The sequence below is a fragment of the Nonomuraea sp. NPDC005692 genome (assembly GCF_040631115.1).
In the GTDB taxonomy this organism is placed as follows: Bacteria; Actinomycetota; Actinomycetes; order Streptosporangiales; family Streptosporangiaceae; genus Nonomuraea.
The window spans coordinates 196,830-216,029 of record NZ_JBEXYU010000003.1; the positions used below are offsets into that span (position 1 = coordinate 196,830).

The following is a 19,200-nucleotide window of genomic DNA, read 5'->3' on the forward strand; positions in this document are numbered from 1 at the left end:
CAAGGACGGCATGTGGTAGTTGTGGTTTCGTGACGCTTTCTGTTGCACAGATCGACCGGGAGACCGACCAGCTCGTCGACGAGTGGCTCACTCTCCCCGAAGTGGCCTCACGCCTGGATCTCTCGATCGGGCGGGCCAAGCAACTCCTCAAGGACCACAAGCTGCTCGGCGTGCGCCGCGGCGGCGGCGGGCCACAGGTTCCCGCGGTGTTCATCGACGGGAAGGACGTGATGAAGGGCCTGCCCGGCACACTGACCGTGTTGCAGGACGCCGGCTACGACGACGTCGAGTCGCTGCGCTGGCTCTTCACCCCAGACGAGTCCCTGCCGGGGTCGCCCATCGAAGCGATCAAGGCCGGCCGTCACACGGAGGTCAAGCGGCGTGCCCAGGCCCTCGGTTTCTGAGGCCCGCCTCTATCTCTGCACCGACGGCCGCCGCGACCGCGGCGACCTGGCAGAGTTCCTCGACTCGGTGCTGGCCGGCGGCGTGGACATCATCCAGCTGCGGGAGAAGGGCCTGGAGGCACGCGAAGAACTCGCGCTCCTGGAAGTCTTCCGCGACGCCTGCGACCGGCACGGCAAGCTGCTGGCCGTCAACGACCGGGCGGACATCGCCTTCGCCGCCCGTCCCGACGTGCTCCACCTGGGGCAGGACGACCTTCCCGTGACGGTCGCGCGAGAGATACTCGGCGACGACATCGTCATCGGCCGGTCCACCCACTCCGTCGCCGAGGCGTCCGCCGCGGCCGTGGAGGAGGGCGTCGACTACTTCTGCTGCGGCCCGATCTGGCCCACGCCGACCAAGCCGGGCCGCCACGCGCCCGGCCCGGCGCTGCTGCGGCACGCGGCCTCACTGGGACCGGCCCCAGGGTCGGCCCCGGGGTCGGGCGCGGCGCGGCCGTGGTTCGGGATCGGCGGCATCGACCTCGCCAACCTCGACGAGGTCATGTCGTACGGCGTGAGCCGCGTGGTGGTCGTACGCGCGATCACCGACGCGGAGGACCCGGGGGCGGCGGCGGCCGAGTTCGCCAAACGCCTGACCCCCTGACACGACCGGGCGCCCGTCCACGACGGGCGCCCGAGCCCCGCGCCGAAGCCGCACGCCGAAGCCGGATGCGCGTGCCGGATGCCCATCCCCGGATGCCCGCCCCCGGAAGCGTGCTCAAACCGGACGCCCAGACCCGGGCGCGCGCTCAGGCCGGCCGCCGGTACCGGAGGCCGAGGTCGGAGGTCCGGAGCCAGAGGCCCGGGGTCAGGTCTTGCGGGAGGTCGCGGCGATGGCCAGCTCGGTCAGCGCCGTGCGCGACTCGGCGGTGACCGGCGCCTCGTCGAGCGCGGCCAGCGCGTCGGTGAGATAGCCGGCGATCAGGTCCTCGCACTCCCGCAGCGCGCCGCTGTCCGTGATGATCTCGCGCAGGGCGCTCACCCCGTCCTCGTCGAGCGCGGGGTCGCCGAGCAGCCTGCGCACCGTCGCGGCCGCCTCCGGGGCCGCCGCGGCCAGGGTGCGGGCCACCAGCATCGTGCGCTTGCCCTCCCGCAGGTCGTCGCCGGCCGGCTTGCCGGTCTGGGCCGGGTCGCCGAACACGCCCAGGATGTCGTCCCTGAGCTGGAAGGCGATGCCGACGCGGCGGCCGTAGCCGGTGCACAGCTCGTCCATCCACGGCTCCAGCCCGCCGGCCGCGAGCACCAGGCCGAGCCTGAGCGGCTGCTCCACCGAGTACTTGCCGCTCTTGAACAGCGCCACCCGCAGCGCCGACTCGAAGGTGTTCTCGCCGTGGGCCTGCTCCAGCAGGTCGAGGTACTGGCCGCACATCAGCTCGGTGCGCATGTGGTCGTGGACGGGCTGGGCGGCGGCCAGCGACGCCGGCGGCAGGCCGCTGGTGCGCCACATCTCGCCCGACCACACCAGCAGCAGGTTGCCCAGCAGGATGGCGGCCCCCTCGCCGAACTGCTCGGGCGAGCCGTGCCAGCCCTCCTTTTCGTGCAGGGACTGGAAGCGGCGGTGGGCGGCCGGCATGCCCCTGCGCAGGTCGCTTTTGTCCATCACGTCGTCGTGCACGAGCGCGCTGGCCTGCAACAGCTCCAGCGACGCGGCCGCGGTGAAGATCTCGGGCACGTCGGTGCCGCCCGCGCCGCGCCAGCCCCAGTAGCAGAACGCGGGACGCAGGCGCTTGCCGCCGGCCAGCAGGTCGCCCGCGGCGGCGCGCAGCGGTTCGAGCTCGGCGTCGCCCGAGGCGGGCAGCTGCCGTTCGACGAACTCCCCGAGGGCGCGCTCCACCTGGGTGCGCAGGGCGTCCATGCTCGCGGCGTCAGTGGTCATGCCTTGAGACTAGTGGGCGTGGACTCGGGGTCGGGTCCCCGGTCTAGGGGCGGCCGATCCGGACACCGGCCTGTACGCTTGCTCCATGGCGCTTGGTCGACCCTCCATCCTGCCCGATCGTGTCCCCACCGTCCGCGAGCTGCTCGCCACCGGTGGCCGGTCGTTCTCCTTCGAGTTCTTCCCGCCGAAGACCGACGAGGGCGAGCGGCAGCTCTGGAAGGCGATCAGGGAGCTGGAGTCCCTGCGCCCCACGTTCGTCTCGGTGACCTACGGCGCCGGCGGCTCGACCCGCGACCGCACGGTCGACATCGTCGAGCGCCTGGCCCACGACACCACGCTCACCCCAGTGGCGCACTTCACGGCCGTCAACCACTCGCTGCGTGAGCTGCGTCACCTGGTCGGCCGCTTCGCCGACGCGGGGGTGCGCAACATCCTGGCCGTGCGCGGCGACCCGCCCGGCGACCCGACCGCCGAGTGGGTGCGGCATCCCGAGGGCGTGCTCTACGCCGAGGAGCTGGTGCGGCTCATCCGGCAGGCGGGCGAGTTCTGCGTCGGGGTGGCGGCGTTCCCGTACAAGCATCCGCGCTCGCCGTCGATCGAGTCCGACACCGAATACTTCGTGCGCAAGTGCCGCGCGGGGGCCGACTACGCGATCACCCAGATGTTCTTCCAGGCCGACGACTACCTGCGGCTGCGCGACCGGGTGGCGGCCCAGGGCTGCGACACGCCGATCATCCCGTGCATCATGCCGGTCACCCAGATGAGCACGATCGCGCGATCGGAGCAGCTGTCGGGGGCGCCGTTCCCGGCCGAGGTGGCGGCCCGCTTCGAGGCGGTCGCCGACGACCCGGCCGCGGTGCGGGCGCTCGGCATCGAGCACGGCGCGGAGTTGTGCCAGCGGCTGCTCGACGAGGGCGCGCCCGGCATCCACTTCATCACGTTCAACCGGTCCAGCGCCTCGCGCGAGGTGTTCCAGCGCCTGACGCCGGTCGCCGCCACCGCCTGACCGGCCCCGCCACCCTGACCCCGCACGAGCGGATGCCCGTCACCCGCCCGCAGGGGGACCGGGCGGGTGACGGGCAGGGGGTGGTATCCAGTCGGTAACGTGTCCGTCACTTTCTGTCATGAAGATGCCCTCGGGCATGACCCGGCAAACCCTGCAAGTACGGGCTTTACCTGCGGTGATGTGCGGCGCCCTCAGTCGAGGGGGAGCGGGCGGCCCACGATCGCGTACTCCTCGTAGCCGCCGGGGAAGACGAAGCGGGTCAGCAGGTCGGTGAAGCCCATGTCGGCGTAGAGGTGGCGGGCGGCCGTGGGGCGGTCGTGCGTGGACAACACGGCCGAACGCTCGGCGCGGCCGGCGCACAGAGTCCGGATCATGGCCCGGCCGATGCCCTTGCCCTGGTGATCGGGGTGCACGTGGATCTCGGCCAGCTCGAACGCGTGGCCCATCCAGGCGCGCGCGACCTCCTCGCCCGCCTCGTCGGCCAGCGCCCTGATCACCACGTCGTGCCACCACTGGCCGGTCGCGCCGCGGAAGCCGTACGCGAAACCGACGATCTGGGGGCGCGCCACGCCGGTCGGGTCCCGCAACTCCGCGAAATAGCACTGAAAATGGGGATATGTGCCGTGGTTTCGCATGATGGTCTTGCGGCCGGAGATCTGCTCGGGGGGCGGGTTCATCGCCGCCGTGTAGACGTCGATCACCGTGTCCAGGCGTTCGGTGAACTCGGCCGGGCCCGCCCCGCGAAACTCGATCACCCGTCGCACATTACTCGACGTCACTCGACGTCGACCGGAGTGCCTCCGGTGATCGCCAGCAACTCCTCGAACGTCGTCGGGAAGACCGTCAGCGGGTGGCCGCCGGCCGCCCACACCACCTCGTGCTTGCTCAGCCAGTTGTCCACCAGGGTGCGGACCGGGGCCGGATGGCCGACCGGGGCCACCCCGCCGATCGGCTGACCGGTCGCGGCCCTGACGAACTCCGGCGTGGCCCGGCGCACCTCGGCGACGCCGGCCGTACGGGCGACGAGCTCGACGTCCACCCGGTGGGCGCCGCTGGTCAGGACCAGCAGCGGCGCACCGTCGGCGTCGAAGATCAGGCTGTTGGCGATCGCCCCCACCTCGCAGCCGAGCTGGGCGGCCGCGGTCGCCGCGGTCGGCGCCTTCTCGGGCAGGACGACGATCTCTCCGGTGGCGCCCGCCGCACGCAGGGCGGCCTCCACGACGACGGCGTTCGCCGGCAACTTCTCGGACATGAGGACACTCTAAACAGGTTGACCGCCTTATTACCTGTTCATGGTGGGTGGTGTAGGGTCCATCGATCCGGATAGTTCGTGATAAAAGAGGTGGTACCGGTGGGGGCTCGACGGCTGCCCGGAGTGGCTGCTCTGCTGACGGCTGGGGCCGTCGTACTCACGGGCTGCGGCGCGCGGACGGACACACTCGCCGCGACGACCGGCATCGCCGGCGCGGCGAGCACGCCCGGCACACCCGCCGCGGCGGGGGCCAAGGCGGGCCCGGCGGCAACAACCGTCACGGCGCCGCGCAAGACGCTGAAGCTGGGCGCGAAGGGCACGTCCGTCACCTGGCTGCAGCGGCGCCTGGCGGCTCTGGGCTACCTGCCCGGCAAGGCCGACGGCCGCTACGGCGGCACCACCCTCGCCGCCGTCTGGGCCTTCCAGAAGGTCAACGGCATCACGCCGACCAGCACGATCGCCCGCAGGACGTGGGAGGCGCTGGAGCAGCCGAAGACCCCGAAGGTGCTGGTGGGCAACGGCAAGCCGACCCGCGCCGAGGTCAACCTCACCAAGCAGATCATGGTCCTGTACGTCGGCGGCCAGGTGCGGCTCATCACCCACATCTCCTCCGGCAGCGGCGTCCCGTACTGCGAGACGACCACCTGGCAGGGCAAGGAGCAGCGCTTCTGCGGCTCGGCCCGCACGCCGACCGGCGACTTCCGCACGACGTGGCGGGCGAGCGGCTGGCACAAGTCGTACCTGGGGCAGCTCTACAACCCGATCTTCTTCAACGGCGGCATCGCCTTCCACGGCGCGCTGTCGGTGCCGCTCTCCCCGGCCTCGCACGGCTGCGTGCGCATGCCGATGAACGTCGCCGAGGTGCTGCCCGGCCTGCTCGGCAAGGGTGTGCCGGTGCATGTGAGAGGCGCGTTCAGGCGCGCGTAACGTCCGCATAACCGGATCCGGTGACGGCCGGGTTATTCGCCTCTTGCTGGACTTCCCCCGACTTCAGGGGGGATTCCATGACGACGACGTCGTTCGCCACTCGTGTTCCGGCTCCCACTCCGTACATGCGGCGCGGGGGCCGGTCGCGTTCGTGGTGGTTCCTGGCGATCGGGTGGGTGGCACAGGTCGCGCTGCGGATGTGGTTGTTCCGACAGCACGCCGGGCCCGTGGCCAATCCGGACGAGACCGGATACCTGATCGCCGCCCGGTGGCTGGCCGGCGGGCCCGGGGCGGATCTGACCGGCTTCACCTTCTACCAGGGCGGTTACCCGCTGCTGCTGGCGCCGGTGTTCTGGTTCACGTCGGATCCGGTGGTGGCCTACCGGCTGGTCGTCGTGGTGGGGGCGATGGTGGCGGCGGGGGCGTTCCCGCTGGCGTACCTGCTGCTGCGGCGGCTGGGGACGGGGCCGCGGGCGGCGATGGCGGCGGCGTTCGCGGGCGGGTTGTCGCCGTCGCTGCTGCTGTTCTCGGGGCTGGCGCTGGCCGACGCGGTCCTGCCCACCCTCGTCCTGGCCTGGCTGGTCGCGCTGCACGACCTCGTGGCCAGGGGGTCGGTCAGGGCGGGGGCACTGGCGGGCGGGCTGGCGGGGTTCGCCGTGGCGGTGCACCTGCGCGGCACCGTCGTCCTGGCGGTGACCGTGCTGGCGATGGCGGGGATGCTCGTCACGCGCCGCCGGGGCATGGCGGGGGTGTCCGGCGCGCGCGGCGGGGGCGCCGCGGCCGGGCTGGTGGCCGCTGTGGTGGTGGCCGGGGCTGCGACGGCGCTCAACCAGGTCCTGTCCGCGGCGCTGTACCCGGGCGGGGCGCGTGACCTGTCCGGCCTCCTGGCCGAGCGGGTGAGCGGGCTCGACGGGCAGGCGTGGGCGCTGGCGGGGGCGGCCGGGCAGCTCTGGTACCTCATCGCCGCGACCTGGGGGCTGGCCGGGGTCGGGCTCGCGGGCGCCGTCGCCGTCGTGGCCAGGCGGTCGGCACCGGGACCGCGGCGTGTGCTCGCGGCCGTCCTGCTGGCCACGACCCTGGGCATCGCCTACGCCTCCTCGGCCGCGCTTCCCGACGAGCACCGGGTCGGCAACTACGCCTACGGCCGCTACCTGGCCTGCGTGGCGCTCGCGTGGACCCTGGCCGGGCTGCTCGTACTGGCCAGGGCCGGCCGCGGGGCCGTCGTGCGGCACGTGCTCGCGGCGGCCGTGCTGCTCGCGGCGACCGGCGGCGTGGTGGTCCGGTACGCGGGGGACCGGCTCCAGCGGTACGCGTTCATCGCCTTCGACTTCCCCGAGGTGATCTTCCTCAGCCGGGTGCGGGACTCCTTCGACCTGGTCGCCGCCTCCCTCGCGGCGCTCGCCCTGCTGGCGTGCCTGGCGGGAGCGGCGCTGCTGACCGCCCGCCGGGGATGGCCGGCGGTCCTGACCGTGCTGGCGGCCGTCAACCTGGTCTTCGCCGCCGGCCTGGCGCCGAAGTCCGCGCCCGCCGCCGGGCCCGACTGGCTGCCGGTCCTCACGGCCCCGGGACGCGTGGCCGTGGATCGCCGGGTGCCGTGGAACGTCCGGGCCCCGCTGGCCTACCGCGTCTCCTGGACCGAGCTTGAGCACTACGACCGTACGCCGCCGGCCGGCGCCTGCACCGCAGTCGTCCCGCCCGACTCGGGGCCGCCGCCCGCGGGATGGGCCGCGACCGGCGCGGGCGGCACCCGGCAGGGCTGGACCACCTGGGTCAGCGACCGCTGCTCCGGCGGGTCATCCCGGGGGCGGTGACGCCGTCCGGGCCAGGGTATGCGCCCGGACCAGGCCCACGGCCTGGGCCAGGGCCGCCGCCAGCAGGAGCAGCGCCGAGAACGACTGCCATGGCGGGAGCGCGTCGGCGAAGGCCGGATGATCGTAGAAACCGGCCAGCCGCGGCACGGGGTTGTAGACGGCGACCGCGAGCCCGAGCGCGTACGGCAGGATGAGCACGCCCGACGACACCAGCAGCGCGCCGCGACCCCGGGCCGCGCGGCGCAGCAGCAGGCCCACCACGGCGATGCCCACGGCCGCGACGCCCGCCACCAGCGCGACGCCCCTGACGATCCACCAGAGGTCCGAGCCCAGCGACGACAGGCCGTCGGAGGTGATGCGACCGGCAGGGGCGTCGCCGCGCGCCCCGGACGCCGTGCGCAGGGCCGCGTAGTTGACGGCCGCGTACGCGGCCGCCAGTACCGGCCCGGACAGCAGCAGGATGAGAGTGCCCGTCCGTTCTCGCACCGATCCCCCTCGCGCGGCCGCCCTCGTACGGCCGGCCCGTCAGCTGCCCGCCACCCGCGCCGACAGCCTGCCAGACGCGTGCCGTCACCCGCCACCCGCGGGCGCGCCGGCCGGGGCGAGGGACGGGTCAGCGGGGGAGGCCGTGGAAGGCGACGTCGGCGGCCCGGCGGGCGGCGTCGCGGGCCTGCTCCACCGGGAGGCCGTCGATGAGCGTGGTCATCACGGCCAGCTTCACCGCGCCGATCAGCGACCCCACGGCCGCCGCCGCCTCGACCCGGCCGAGCCGGCCGGGGTAGGCCGCCGACAGCGCCTCAGCCAGCCGGAGCTGGCTGTCGAACAGCAGGTGCAGCGCCCGCGCCTGGAGGGGCGGCTCGCGCATGATGAGCTCCAGGCGCCGCGCCGACTGCTCCGACCAGGTGTCCTGGCCCTCGTGCGGCGTCGACAGCGTGTCCTCGATGAAGGCGCGCAGCAGGTCGGCAGGCGTCTGGCCGGGGGCGGGCGCGGACAGGAACGCCAGCGCGCGCTCGATCTGGTGCTCGGAGTCGTAGAAGAGCACGTCCTCCTTGCTGGCGAAATAGCTGAAGAAGGTGCGCGTGGAGACCTCGGCGGCGGCGGCGATCTCCGCCAGCGTGGTCTCCTCGTAGCCCTTCTCCCCGAACAGCCGGAGCGCGGCCTCGATCAGCGCCCGGCGCGTACGCTGCTTCTTGCGCTCCCGCAGTCCTACCATGACGGAACTCTACACCGATATACGAATTTCATACATTGAAGTTTTGCATCGGTTGAGGTTTTCTGGATGGTGAGCTCGGAAAGGAGCCAGCATGTCCGACCTGACCTTTCCCATCACCCGCCGGCGGCCGTTCGATCCGCCCGAGGAAGCCACGGCCCTGCGACATCAGGGCGCCATGCACCGCATGACCTTCGCCGACGGCCACCTCGGCTGGCTGGTCACCGGCTACTCGGCCGCCCGCGCGATCCTGGCCGACCCCCGCTTCAGCAACCGTCCGGAGCGGCTGCACCCCGTCGTGCCCGCCCGGGTGCAGCTCCAGCGGGAACTGCCGCCCGGGTTCTTCCTGCGCATGGACGCGCCCGAGCACACGCGTTACCGCAAGCTGCTCATGGGGCAGTTCACCGTCCGGCGGATGAAGGCGCTCGAACCCAGGATCGAGGAGATCACCCACTCCTGCCTCGACGCCATGCAGGCCGCCGGGCCGCCCGCCGACCTGGTGCAGTCCTTCGCGCTGCCGATCCCGTCGCTGGTCATCTGCGAGCTGCTCGGGGTGCCGTACGAGGACCGCGCGGTGTTCCAGGAGGAGACCAAGATCCTGGTCAACCTGGAGACCAAGGCCGACGACGCCCTGGCCGCGTTCACCAGGATCGGGGCGTACCTGGCGGAGCTGATCGGGCGCAAGCGGGCCGAGCCGGCCGACGACCTGCTCAGCGGGCTCGTCGAGGAGCTGAGCCACGAGGAGCTGACCGGGGTCGCGTTCCTGCTCCTGCTGGCCGGGCACGAGACGACCGCCAACATGCTGGGACTGGGGACGTACGCGCTGCTCACCAACCCCGACCAGCTCGCCGCCATGCGCGACGACCCCTCGGTGGTGGACAACGGCGTGGAGGAACTGCTGCGCTACCTCACGATCATCCACCTCGGCCCGGTGCGCAGCGCCCTGGAGGACGTCGAGATCGAGGGCCACCTGGTCAGGGCGGGGGAGTCGGTCGCCTTCCACCTGCCCACCGTGAACCGCGACCCCTCCCGCTTCCAGGACGCCGACCGCCTCGACGTCCACCGGCCGGTCGGCGGGCACCTCACGTTCGGCCACGGCATCCACCAGTGCCTCGGGCAGCAGCTCGCCCGGGCCGAGATGCGCATCGCGTACCCGGCGCTGCTGCGGCGCCTGCCTGGCCTACGCTTGGCCGTAACGCCTGAGGAGGTGCCGATGCGTTCGGACATGAGCGTCTATGGAGTGCACCGCCTCCCTGTCACTTGGTAGGTCACGATGAAGATCACAGCGGATACGACGGTGTGCATCGGGGCGGGCATGTGCGCCCTGACGGTGCCGGAGGTGTTCGACCAGAGTGAGGACGAGGGCACGGTGGTGCTGCTGCACGAGGTGCCCGAGGAGGGGCAGGAGGAGGCCGTGCGGCGTGCGGTGTCCCTGTGCCCGTCGGGGGCGCTCTCCGTCTCCTGAGCCGCCGTCTCGTCCGATCTGACCGTCCCGCCGCCGCCGCCGGCCCCGGTGGCGGCGGCTTCGTGCGCTCCGGGCCCCCGCGGGTGGCGATCTCATGCCCGAACGGAGGGACGTCGCGGGACGGATCGATCATTTCGCTCCATGGTCATCGAACCTGTGTTCGTGGAACAGGTTGACACCGAGCGTGATCGAAATTATGTTCGACCTAGTGGCGGTGAGGCTCGCGGCTCAACGTCACCCAAGGGCCTGGCCGCGGGCCGTTCGCTTCCCCAAGCGATTCCCACGGCCAGGCTCCACGGGCGAAGGGCGCGTCCTCGTCGTCGGCGGAGACGAGTGGGCGTGTCCTGGCCGGACGGGGAGAGGGGAAGCTCCTCGTCCGGCCGGCTCGGCGGAAATGTCGGTGGCGTCTGAGAGTGTTGGCCTCACCGGCGGAGACGCCGGCCGCCGCCCACGACTCCAAGGAGGCGCGCAAGATGGCACCACGGCCTAGAGAAACGCCCGGGCCCCGGCTGTCGCCTGCGGTTCGGGCACATTTAACCGATTCACGTTCCTGCCTGGCGGAGGCGACCGCCGCTCGCACCCCGGCATCCCGATATGTGGCCGCTCACCTGGCGGCTCTTCGTGCGGCTGCGGCGATCCTGGCCGCCCGTCCCCGTCCCATGGAGGGCCGCAGGCGTCGCCTGCGCAGCGCGTGGGAGCTGCTGCCCGAGGCCGAGCCGCACCTCGCCGAGTGGGCCGCCTACTTCTCCGTGAGCGCCGCCAAGCGCGCGGCCGCGGAGGCGGGCGTGGTCCGCGGCATCAGCGCGGCCGACGCCGCCGAGATCCTGGCCGAGGCCGAGACGTTCGTCTCGACGGTGGAAGACCTGCTCGGCGTCCCCGCCCAGCCCCAGCTTCCGGTGGACGTGCCGCTGGCGGGCTGACCCCGCCGCCCGGCTCTCCAGGCGACGCCGCCGCGCGGAAGAGCGCGGGTGGCGGGGTCTAGCAACGCCGATGACGTAGCGAGGCGGCTGTCGCTGACACGCGTGCCCAAAAGGGGCAGGGGACGGTCCGCATCGCCTGTGAGGGCGGAGTTCGGCTCCCGCGCTGCCCGGTAGCCACGCGCCCAGGCAGTGCTCCAGGCAGGCAGTCTCAGGGCGGGCCGTCTGCTCAGGCCCGGCGGTGTTCGGTTTCCCGACGGGTTGCCTGGGTGGCGTTCGGTTCGCGTAGTGCGGTTCCGAGGGGGCTCGTTCCGAGCTGCCTTCGCCGGCTCCCCGTAAGCGGATTGTGGTTCCGGCTCTTTGGTGGCGAAGGGGGGTAATGGTCGTGTTCGCCGAATAATTGAAAGTTCATTTTCGGACGAGTACGACGGAGGGCCCGCCAGGGGAATTGGCGGGCCCTTCGGGGGTGAAGCGGTGGTTCTAGAACGACTCGACGGCCCGGCGGGCCTCGGCGTCGAGCACACCCCAGCTGATGAGCTCCTCGGTCAACTCGCTGGGCGACTTGTCATAGATCACAGCCAACGAACGCAGGTCCTCCTGGCGGATCGACAGGACCTTGCCGTTGTAGTCGCCACGCTGGCTCTGAATGGTGGCGGCGTAACGGGCGAGCGCTCCGGCCTTCTCCTTCGGCAGTGTCGCCAGGCGCTCCAGGTCGATCACAAGCTTGGGAGTGGGCCCGAGCGGGCTCGGCGCGGCGCCTCCGGGCAGCAGCTCGGAGACGGGCACCCCGTAGAAGTCGGCAAGCTCGGCAAGTTTCTGCACCGTGACAGCTCGGTCGCCACGCTCGTAAGAGCCCACGACCACGGCTTTCCACCTGCCGCGCGACTTCTCTTCGACTCCATGCAGGGACAGCCCCTGCTGGGTGCGGATGGCGCGGAGTCGTGCACCCAGCGACTTTGCGTACTCAGACGGCATCGTGTGGCCCCCGGCTCTCGTATGTATCGCTCTTAGTAGATTGTGCTCCCTTGCGGCATATGCCCCAGCCACCGGGGGGTACGGTGCCAGGCTCGGCACCATCGGTAGCCGTGGCCCTGGGTTTACCCCAGAACGCCGCGCGGTGTGGTTACGCACAGTGACGGTAAAGGGGTGGGAGCCTAAGGTCAAGCTGATTGGAAAAAAGATGCCGAATCCGGTCCGGGAGGGAACGCAACAAACGCCCCTCTTGTACCGGTGGCAACACTACTTCGTCATAGTTTGACGAGTGAAATCGAGCGTCAGGTCTCGCGGGTCAGAATCATGACCGGGCAGGTCGCGGCCTGGACGATCTTGATGGACGTGTCGCCCAGGAAGACCCGGCGCAGCGGCCCTGCGTCGCTGGAGGCGCACACGAGCAGCTCTCCCGGCAGCCACGTGGTCGTGCCGAGCGCCTGTGCCACGTTCCGGCCCTCCAGGAGCTCCACCTCGACCTGGAGCCGGCGCCGCTGCCCCCGCGCCGCCGCGCGCAGGTCCGCGGCGGCCTGGTCGCGCAGCCGTACGAGCATGTCCTCCTCGACCTGGACGCGGCGGCCGGTCCTGACCACCAGCGTGACCAGCCGCAGCGGGATGTCCAGGGTGACCGCGGCCTTGGCCGCGCCCCTGACGGCGGCGTCGGCGCCGGGCCCGCGGCGGTAGGCGACGGTGATGCGCTCGAACGCGGCCGGCGGGTCGTCGACGTAGCCGCGCGGGGCGAGCAGCACGGGCACCGGCGAGGAGTGCAGGAGCTGGTCGGCGGTGCTGCCGACGGTGATGCGGGAGCGCGTGCCGCCGGGCGCGGAGCCGATGACCACGACGTCGGCGCCGCGCCTGCGGGCCACCTCCACCAGGCCGCGCCCGCTGGCCTTGTTGGTGTGGCGCACGTACTCGGCCTGGTCGCCGGCCAGCTCGCGGGCCTGCGCGAGCGCGGTCTCGGCCTGCTCGCGCAGGTAGGAGCGCCAGGCGCCCTCGTCGGCGCGGGCGGGGCCCGGCGTGGTCGTCACGGGCGGCTGGACGGTCGCGACCGTCAGGACGGCCCCGGTCTGCCGGGTCAGGACGACGGCCAGCGCGAGCCCGTCCCCGCCGCGCGGCTCGGCGATGTACCCGGCCAGCACCTTGTCGAACTTCATGTCACCGCACCTCGGCATTCAGCCGTGAATGCCCGTAGCCGTACAGGAAATAGCAGATCAGGCCGACCAGCATCCACAGGCCGAAGGCGGCCCACGTGACGCCGGCCAGCCCGGCCATCACGATGACGCAGAAGATCGCGCCGAGCACCGGGGTGAGGGGGAAGAGCGGCGTACGGAAGCTGCGCGGCAGCTCCGGGCTGCGGTAGCGCAGCACCAGCACGCCGACGTTGACGATGAGGAAGGCGAACAGCGTGCCGATGCTGGTGGCCTCGGCGAGCTGGCCGAGCGGCACCAGCCCGGCCAGGACCGAGATGAACAGGGCCACGATCAGCGTGTTGGCGACCGGCACCTGGTGGCGCGGGTTCACCCGCTGGAAGATCCGGGGGATGAGCCCGTCGCGGGACATCGCGAACAGGATGCGGGTCTGGCCGTAGATGACCGTGAGCACGACGCTGGCGATGGCGATCACCGCGCCGAAGGAGACGATCACGCCCGGCCAGGTGGCGCCGGTGGCCTGGTCGACGATCTGCGACAGGCTCGCCTCGGTGCTCTCCGGGTCGAACTCGGTCCACGGCTTGGCCCCGATGGCGGCCACGGCGACCAGGACGTACACGGCGGTGACGATGAGCAGGGACAGCAGGATGGCCAGGGGCAGGTCGCGCTTGGGGTTCCTGGCCTCCTCACCGGCGGTGGAGGCGGCGTCGAAGCCGATGTAGGAGAAGAACACCTGCGAGGCGGCCGCGGTGATCCCGGCCACCCCGAGGGGCGCGAACGGGGTGAAGTTCCCGGACTGGAACGCCGTGAACGCCACCACGCAGAAGAACACCAGCACCGCGATCTTGATCAGCACGAACACCGCGTTGGCCGTGGCCGACTCCGAGGCCCCGTAGAGCAGCAGCCAGGTGGCCAGGAGCACGATGACGATCGCGGTGACGTTGACCACGCCGCCGTCCTGGCCGGGGGAGCGGGTGATCGCCTCGGGCAGCGTCCAGCCGAACAGGCTGCGCAGGAACGCGTTGAGGTACTCGCCCCAGCCCACGGCCACGGCCGCGACCGACACGGCGTACTCCAGCATGAGGCACCAGCCGCACACCCAGGCCACCAGCTCACCCAGCGTCGCGTACGCGTAGGAGTAGGACGACCCGGACACCGGGATCGTCCCGGCCAGCTCGGCGTACGACAGGGCCGAGAACAGCGCCGTGACCGCCGCCAGCACGAACGCCAGCACCACCGCCGGCCCCGCCTTGGGCACCGCCTGGCCGAGGATGACGAAGATGCCGGTGCCCAGCGTGGCGCCCACGCTGAACAGCGTGAGCTGCCACAACGTCATCGTGCGCCGCAGCTCGCCGCCCTCGCCCTGCCCGCCCTCGGCCACGATGCGCTCGGTCGGCTTGGTGCGCAGCAGCCGTGCGGCCAGTGTCACGTCGGTCTCCTAGAGGGTGCTCGTCAACGGCCACATCCCGTTGGGCGTGACAATCGTGCCCGCGGAACCGGCGAGTATGTCCTGGGCCTCGTCGAGCCTGCCGATGGCGGCCATGTCGCCGGTCGTCTCGACGAACCGGCACACCGCCTCGACCTTCGGTCCCATCGACCCGGCCGGGAAGCGCAGGCCGCGCAGCTCGTGCGGGGTGGTGCAGGCGATCTCGCTCTGGCCCGGGGTGCCGAAGTCGCGGTACACCCGGGGGACGTCGGTCAGGATGAGGAAGGCGTCGCACTCCAGCGCCTCGGCCAGCATCGAGGCGGTCAGGTCCTTGTCGATGACGGCCTCGACGCCCGCCAGGCGGCCGCGCGCGTCCCGCACGACCGGGATGCCGCCGCCGCCCGCGCAGACCACCACGACGCCCTCGCGGATCATCTTGCGGATCAGCCGGGTCTCCACGATGCGCTGCGGCGTGGGGGAGGGGACGACGCGGCGCCAGTGGTCGCCGTCGGGCTTGACCGTCCAGCCGTACTCGGCGGCCAGCTTGCGGGCCTCGTCCTCCTCGTAGATCTGGCCGACGAACTTGGTGGGGTCGTCGAAGGCCGGGTCGACGGCGCTGACCAGGGTCTGGGTGACCATGGCGAGCACCTGCCGGCCGGGCAGGGCGTTCTGCAGCGCCTGCTGCATCCAGTAGCCGAGCATGCCCTGCGTCTGCGCGCCGAGCGTGTCGAAGGGGTAGGGCCGGCTCAGGTTCGGGTCCGCGGCGCTCTCCAGGGCCAGCATGCCGACCTGGGGGCCGTTCCCGTGGGTGATGACCAGCTCGTGCTCGCCGGCCAGCTGGGCCAGCGTCCTGACGGCGGTGGCGATGTTCTCCCTCTGCACGTCGGCGTCCGGCTTCTGGCCGCGCTTGAGCACCGCGTTGCCGCCGAGTGCGACGATGACCCGCATTCAGTCCCCCAGGGTTGCGACCATGACCGCTTTGATGGTGTGCAGCCGGTTCTCGGCCTCGTCGAAGACGATGGAGCGCGGCGACTCGAAGACCTCGTCGGTCACCTCCAGGGCCTCCAGGCCGGTCCTGGCGTAGATGTCGGCGCCGACGCCGGTCTCCCGGTTGTGGAAGGCGGGCAGGCAGTGCATGAACCTCACGTCCGGATTGCCGGTGGCCCGGATGACGTCGTCGTTCACCTGGTACGGCAGCAGCAGCTCGATCCGCTCGTCCCACACCTCCTTCGGCTCGCCCATCGAGACCCACACGTCGGTGTAGAGGAAGTCGGCGCCCCTGACGCCCTCGGCCACGTCCTCGGTGATGGTGATCCGGGCGCCGGTGGACCTGGCCAGCTCCTCGGCGGGCCGCACCGCGAGGTCCCGGTCGGGCCGCAGCGCCGCCGGGGTGACCAGCCGGATGTCCAGGCCGAGCAGCGCGCCGGTGACCAGCAGCGAATGGCCGGTGTTGTTGCGCGCGTCCCCCAGGTAGGCGAGGGACACCTCGCGCAGCGGCTTGTCGCTGTGCTCCTGGACGGTGAGCATGTCGGCCAGCATCTGCGTGGGGTGCCACTCGTCGGTCAGGCCGTTCCACACCGGCACGCCGGACAGCGCCGCCAGGTCCTCGACGTAGGACTGCTTGCTGCCCCGGTACTCGATGCCGTCGAACATCCGGCCCAGCACCCGCGCGGTGTCCCTGACCGACTCCTTGTGCCCGATGTGCGAGCCGGCCGGGTCGAGGTAGGTGACGTGCGCCCCCTGGTCGTGGGCGGCCACCTCGAAGGCGCAGCGGGTGCGGGTGGAGGTCTTCTCGAAGATGAGCGCGATGTTCTTGCCCTTGAGCCGCTGCCGTTCGATCCCGGCGTACTTGGCGGACTTCAGCTCCGCCGACAGGTGCAGCAGGAAGCCGAACTCCTCCGGCGTGAAGTCCAGTTCCTTGAGGAAACTGCGGTTGCGCAGGTTGAACGCCATGTCGCCCCTTCCCTGAAGCCGTTCCGGTGCCGGCCGGACGTCCGCTAGATGCCGTCGCGCTCCAGCGGGCAGCTCATGCACCGCGGGCCGCCGCGCCCTCTGCCGAGCTCGCTGCCCCGGATGGTGATGACCTCGATGCCGTTGTCGCGCAGGTGGTTGTTCGTGGTGGTGTTGCGCTCGTAGGCGATGACGACGCCGGGCTCGACGGCCAGGCCGTTGCAGCCGTCGTCCCACTGCTCGCGTTCGGCGGCGTACACGTCCTGGTGGGGGGTCAGGACGGTGATGTCGTCCATGTCCAGGGCGCGGGCGATGGCCTTGTGCATGTCCTCGGGCGGGTGGTCGGTGACCTTGAGCTCCTTGGAGGTCTCGCCCGGCTCGATGGTGTACGTCGGCAACATCCCGAGCCCGGCGTACTTGGTGAACACCCCGACGTCGAGCATGGTCATGACCGTGTCGAGATGCATGAACGCGCGCGCCTTCGGCATGTCCAGCGCCACGATCCGGGTCGCGGACCCGGCGCTGAACAGCCGCTGGGCCAGCATCTCGACCGCCTGCGGCTGGGTGCGCTCGCTCATCCCGACCAGCACCGCGCCGCGCCCGATGACCAGCACGTCGCCGCCCTCCAGGGTGGCCGGCGCCATCGCGTGGCCGGGCAGCCAGCAGTGGAAGCCGCCCTCGTAGGGCCGGTCGAAGCCGGCGGCGAACATCGGGTGGAACCGGTAGACGGCCTCCAGGTTGACCGTCTCGCGCATGCGGGCCTTCTTGCGCATCGCGTTGATCGACACGCCGTCGTAGATCCAGCAGGAGGTGTCGCGGGTGAACAGGTGGTTGGGCAGCGGCGGCAGGACGAAGTCGTCGTCGGCGGTGGTGTGGAAGGCCACCGACTTGGGGTCGCAGCCCATCGCGACCAGCTCGCGCTTGGTGATGCCGCCGGTCAGGTGCATCTGGAGGGTGCCGGCGTCCATGCCGTCGAGGGTGTTGCGGATGTCGTCGATGGCGGTCGGGCCGAGCCAGCGTTCGTCGATGACCGCGTCCAGGATGTGCTTGCGGGCCTCGGGGATGGCGACCACGTCGCGCAGGAGGTCGGCCAGCATGTGGACGACGATGCCGCGCCCGCGCAGCACCCGCTCGAACTCCTCGTGCTCCTCCACCGCGCGCTGCACCCACAGCACGTCGTCGAACAGGAAGGCGTCCTTGTTGCTGGGCGTCAGCCGCTTGAGGGCCAGCTCCGGCTTGTGCAGCAGGACCTGGCGCAGTCGGCCGACCTCTGAATCGACATGAAAGGTCATTTTTCAGATATCCCCTCAGCGCGCCGGACATCACGCGGGCCGTACTCGCCGTGCCTGGCCTTCAGCCAGATGTAGACGGGCACGCCGACCAACATCATCAGCGTCCCGCCGAGCACGGCGGGGGGCCCCGAGCCGTACGCCATCCAGAACGAGAACAGCAGCGCGAGCACCGCGACGGCCAGGTCGCGGGCCAGCCGCCCGCGGTTGATCCGCCGCTCCCGGGTGACCAGCCAGAACAGTTGCGCGGCCGCCGAGAAGAAGTAGGGGATGACGGTGGTGAAGGAGGCCAGCAGCACGATCGTGTCGAAGGCGTTGGCGGAGGCGTAGCCCACCAGCAGCATGAGCGAGGTGAGGACGGTCCCGGCCAGGATGCCCGTCAGGGGCGCGCCGCGGCGCGAGACCACGGAGAAGGCGGGCGGGAACATGCCGTCCTTGGCGGCGGCCAGCGGCATCTCGGCGACCAGCAGGGTCCACCCGTTCAGCGCGCCGATGCCGGAGACGACGGCGCAGGCCGCCATGAGCAGCCCGCCGCCGGTGCCGCCGAACATGTGGTCCAGCGCCGCGGCGAAGGGCGCGGTGGACCCGACGAGCTCCTCCTGCGGCACGGTGCCCATGACGGCGACCGTGCTGAGGATGTACATGACGGCGCAGGCCAGCACGCCGATGACGCTGGCCCGGCCGATGGTGCGGGCCGGGTCCCTGACCCGGTCGGCCGCGATGGCGGCGCTCTCCACGCCCGAGTAGATGAACAGCGTGACCGCCCCCGCCAGGGAGATGGCCGAGACCCAGCTGCCGCCGCTGGCGTTGAACGCCGGGTAGTTGGCCTTGTGTACGAAGAACAGCCCCACGATCGCCACGAACAGCAGCGGCGTGAACTTCAGCACCGTGGTGACCACCTGGAAGGCGGCCGCGTTGCGCACTCCGGCCAGGTTCACCACGGCCGGGATCCACAGCCCGGTCAGGCCGATGAGGGCGGCGCTGAGCGTGCTGCCCCAGTCGAGTCCGAACAGCCCGTGGGCCAGGTACTGGACGTAGCCCACCCACGCCACGGCGATGGCCGCGTTGCCGATCCACGCGGTCAGCCAGAACGACCAGGCGATCCAGAACCCGGCGAACTCCCCGAACGCCTCGCGGGCGTAGGCGTAGGGGCCGCCCGCCGCCGGGATGCGCCCGCCCAGGCGGCCGAAGACGATCGCCATCGCGAGGGCGCCCGCGGTGACCAGGACCATGGAGACCAGGCTCACCGTGCCGAACGCGGCCAGCGAGGCGGGCAGCAGGAAGATGCCGGTGCCCACGACGTTCCCCATGACCAGCGCGACGGCCGCGCCGAGGCCGAGGCCGCCGGCGGGCCCCGGGCGCGTCCCGCGCGCCGCCGTGGTCACGCCTTCCGAGGGCGGACGTGGTTCCCCCATGCGTGCCCCCCGCGCGAGTCCCCAGGAAGAGCCGCCGCCGAGCGCGTACGGCCCTCGGGGACGTGCCCTACGCGGAGG

Annotated in this window: 20 protein-coding genes; 8 read left to right on the top strand and 12 right to left on the bottom strand. The window is 71.7% G+C overall.

All coding sequences use genetic code 11. The features are described from left to right. The first annotated feature begins 29 nt into the window (after positions 1–29). Together ABZ459_RS09190 and thiE are read left to right on the top strand one after the other, a co-directional pair. A complete protein-coding gene (locus ABZ459_RS09190) occupies positions 30–404 on the top strand; it encodes an Rv2175c family DNA-binding protein (protein WP_357967892.1) in 375 nt (124 codons plus the stop codon). After that, positions 382–1,047 (top strand): thiamine phosphate synthase, encoded by a 666-nt coding sequence (thiE, locus tag ABZ459_RS09195; RefSeq protein WP_357967895.1) that lies wholly within the window; start codon positions 382–384, stop codon positions 1,045–1,047. The genes ABZ459_RS09190 and thiE overlap by 23 nt, the downstream gene beginning before the upstream one ends. Positions 1,048–1,251: 204 nt before the next feature. Here thiE and ABZ459_RS09200 read toward each other — a convergent pair whose 3' ends face one another. Next, positions 1,252–2,319, bottom strand: coding sequence for a polyprenyl synthetase family protein (locus ABZ459_RS09200; RefSeq protein ID WP_357967897.1), 1,068 nt, complete (start codon positions 2,317–2,319; stop codon positions 1,252–1,254). Between the two features lie 85 nt (positions 2,320–2,404). On the opposite strand from ABZ459_RS09200, the gene metF reads away from it, so the two are divergent. Then, the gene (metF, locus tag ABZ459_RS09205) at positions 2,405–3,325 is read left to right on the top strand and encodes a methylenetetrahydrofolate reductase [NAD(P)H] (protein ID WP_357967900.1); all 921 of its coding nucleotides are present in this window, start codon (positions 2,405–2,407) and stop codon (positions 3,323–3,325) included. Positions 3,326–3,516: 191 nt separating this feature from the next. Here metF and ABZ459_RS09210 read toward each other — a convergent pair whose 3' ends face one another. Together ABZ459_RS09210 and ABZ459_RS09215 are read right to left on the bottom strand one after the other, a co-directional pair. Continuing rightward, positions 3,517–4,080 (bottom strand): GNAT family N-acetyltransferase, encoded by a 564-nt coding sequence (locus ABZ459_RS09210; RefSeq protein ID WP_357967903.1) that lies wholly within the window; start codon positions 4,078–4,080, stop codon positions 3,517–3,519. 20 nt (positions 4,081–4,100) lie between these two features. Continuing rightward, the gene (locus ABZ459_RS09215; protein ID WP_357967906.1) at positions 4,101–4,577 is read right to left on the bottom strand and encodes a YbaK/EbsC family protein; all 477 of its coding nucleotides are present in this window, start codon (positions 4,575–4,577) and stop codon (positions 4,101–4,103) included. A gap of 99 nt (positions 4,578–4,676) precedes the next feature. Between ABZ459_RS09215 and ABZ459_RS09220 the strand changes: the two genes are divergently transcribed. Further along, complete coding sequence (locus tag ABZ459_RS09220; RefSeq protein ID WP_357967909.1) at positions 4,677–5,504, top strand: L,D-transpeptidase family protein; 828 nt, start codon at positions 4,677–4,679, stop codon at positions 5,502–5,504. Between the two features lie 77 nt (positions 5,505–5,581). After that, positions 5,582–7,315, top strand: a complete 1,734-nt coding sequence (locus ABZ459_RS09225) for a hypothetical protein (protein WP_357967910.1) — start codon at positions 5,582–5,584, stop codon at positions 7,313–7,315. Here ABZ459_RS09225 and ABZ459_RS09230 read toward each other — a convergent pair. After that, positions 7,298–7,801, bottom strand: a complete 504-nt coding sequence (locus ABZ459_RS09230; protein WP_357967913.1) for a hypothetical protein — start codon at positions 7,799–7,801, stop codon at positions 7,298–7,300. The two genes, ABZ459_RS09225 and ABZ459_RS09230, sit on opposite strands and share 18 nt — an antisense overlap. Positions 7,802–7,928: 127 nt before the next feature. Continuing rightward, positions 7,929–8,528 (bottom strand): helix-turn-helix domain-containing protein, encoded by a 600-nt coding sequence (locus ABZ459_RS09235; protein ID WP_357967916.1) that lies wholly within the window; start codon positions 8,526–8,528, stop codon positions 7,929–7,931. 91 nt (positions 8,529–8,619) lie between these two features. Between ABZ459_RS09235 and ABZ459_RS09240 the strand changes: the two genes are divergently transcribed. From ABZ459_RS09240 to ABZ459_RS09250, 3 genes are all read left to right on the top strand, one after another. Further along, on the top strand, positions 8,620–9,792 hold the full coding sequence (locus tag ABZ459_RS09240) for a cytochrome P450 (protein WP_357967918.1): 1,173 nt from the start codon (positions 8,620–8,622) through the stop codon (positions 9,790–9,792). A 6-nt stretch (positions 9,793–9,798) separates the two neighbouring features. After that, entirely contained in the window at positions 9,799–9,990 is a 192-nt protein-coding gene (locus ABZ459_RS09245) for a (4Fe-4S)-binding protein (RefSeq protein WP_352353196.1), read from the top strand. 473 nt (positions 9,991–10,463) lie between these two features. After that, complete coding sequence (locus tag ABZ459_RS09250; RefSeq protein ID WP_357968486.1) at positions 10,464–10,910, top strand: SAV_6107 family HEPN domain-containing protein; 447 nt, start codon at positions 10,464–10,466, stop codon at positions 10,908–10,910. A 477-nt stretch (positions 10,911–11,387) separates the two neighbouring features. On the opposite strand, the gene ABZ459_RS09255 is transcribed toward ABZ459_RS09250, so the two are convergent. From ABZ459_RS09255 to ABZ459_RS09285, 7 genes are all read right to left on the bottom strand, one after another. Next, positions 11,388–11,882 carry a transcriptional regulator gene (locus tag ABZ459_RS09255; protein WP_026214021.1) on the bottom strand — a complete coding sequence of 165 codons (495 nt, stop codon included), beginning with the start codon at positions 11,880–11,882 and terminating at the stop codon, positions 11,388–11,390. Between the two features lie 299 nt (positions 11,883–12,181). Further along, positions 12,182–13,048, bottom strand: a complete 867-nt coding sequence (locus ABZ459_RS09260; protein WP_357967920.1) for a universal stress protein — start codon at positions 13,046–13,048, stop codon at positions 12,182–12,184. Position 13,049: 1 nt separating this feature from the next. Beyond that, the gene (locus ABZ459_RS09265; protein ID WP_357967922.1) at positions 13,050–14,471 is read right to left on the bottom strand and encodes an amino acid permease; all 1,422 of its coding nucleotides are present in this window, start codon (positions 14,469–14,471) and stop codon (positions 13,050–13,052) included. A gap of 9 nt (positions 14,472–14,480) precedes the next feature. Further along, the gene (arcC, locus tag ABZ459_RS09270; protein ID WP_357967925.1) at positions 14,481–15,416 is read right to left on the bottom strand and encodes a carbamate kinase; all 936 of its coding nucleotides are present in this window, start codon (positions 15,414–15,416) and stop codon (positions 14,481–14,483) included. Beyond that, positions 15,417–16,421: an ornithine carbamoyltransferase gene (gene argF / locus ABZ459_RS09275; RefSeq protein WP_357967927.1), complete on the bottom strand. Its 1,005-nt coding sequence runs from the start codon at positions 16,419–16,421 to the stop codon at positions 15,417–15,419. A 44-nt stretch (positions 16,422–16,465) separates the two neighbouring features. Beyond that, positions 16,466–17,710 (bottom strand): arginine deiminase, encoded by a 1,245-nt coding sequence (locus tag ABZ459_RS09280; protein WP_357967930.1) that lies wholly within the window; start codon positions 17,708–17,710, stop codon positions 16,466–16,468. Continuing rightward, complete coding sequence (locus ABZ459_RS09285; protein ID WP_357967932.1) at positions 17,707–19,122, bottom strand: amino acid permease; 1,416 nt, start codon at positions 19,120–19,122, stop codon at positions 17,707–17,709. The genes ABZ459_RS09280 and ABZ459_RS09285 overlap by 4 nt, the downstream gene beginning before the upstream one ends. Positions 19,123–19,200 lie beyond the last annotated feature (78 nt).

What these genes read in the sequence shown, in the direction of transcription:
- ABZ459_RS09200 (WP_357967897.1), bottom strand. Translation starts at nt 2,319, where the DNA reads ATGACCACTGACGCCGCGAGCATGGACGCCCTGCGCACCCAGGTGGAG.
- metF (WP_357967900.1), top strand. Translation starts at nt 2,405, where the DNA reads ATGGCGCTTGGTCGACCCTCCATCCTGCCCGATCGTGTCCCCACCGTC.
- ABZ459_RS09215 (WP_357967906.1), bottom strand. Translation starts at nt 4,577, where the DNA reads ATGTCCGAGAAGTTGCCGGCGAACGCCGTCGTCGTGGAGGCCGCCCTG.
- ABZ459_RS09225 (WP_357967910.1), top strand. Translation starts at nt 5,582, where the DNA reads ATGACGACGACGTCGTTCGCCACTCGTGTTCCGGCTCCCACTCCGTAC.
- ABZ459_RS09235 (WP_357967916.1), bottom strand. Translation starts at nt 8,528, where the DNA reads ATGGTAGGACTGCGGGAGCGCAAGAAGCAGCGTACGCGCCGGGCGCTG.
- ABZ459_RS09240 (WP_357967918.1), top strand. Translation starts at nt 8,620, where the DNA reads ATGTCCGACCTGACCTTTCCCATCACCCGCCGGCGGCCGTTCGATCCG.
- ABZ459_RS09245 (WP_352353196.1), top strand. Translation starts at nt 9,799, where the DNA reads ATGAAGATCACAGCGGATACGACGGTGTGCATCGGGGCGGGCATGTGC.
- ABZ459_RS09250 (WP_357968486.1), top strand. Translation starts at nt 10,464, where the DNA reads ATGGCACCACGGCCTAGAGAAACGCCCGGGCCCCGGCTGTCGCCTGCG.
- ABZ459_RS09255 (WP_026214021.1), bottom strand. Translation starts at nt 11,882, where the DNA reads ATGCCGTCTGAGTACGCAAAGTCGCTGGGTGCACGACTCCGCGCCATC.
- ABZ459_RS09260 (WP_357967920.1), bottom strand. Translation starts at nt 13,048, where the DNA reads ATGAAGTTCGACAAGGTGCTGGCCGGGTACATCGCCGAGCCGCGCGGC.
- arcC (WP_357967925.1), bottom strand. Translation starts at nt 15,416, where the DNA reads ATGCGGGTCATCGTCGCACTCGGCGGCAACGCGGTGCTCAAGCGCGGC.
- argF (WP_357967927.1), bottom strand. Translation starts at nt 16,421, where the DNA reads ATGGCGTTCAACCTGCGCAACCGCAGTTTCCTCAAGGAACTGGACTTC.
- ABZ459_RS09280 (WP_357967930.1), bottom strand. Translation starts at nt 17,710, where the DNA reads ATGACCTTTCATGTCGATTCAGAGGTCGGCCGACTGCGCCAGGTCCTG.
- ABZ459_RS09285 (WP_357967932.1), bottom strand. Translation starts at nt 19,122, where the DNA reads ATGGGGGAACCACGTCCGCCCTCGGAAGGCGTGACCACGGCGGCGCGC.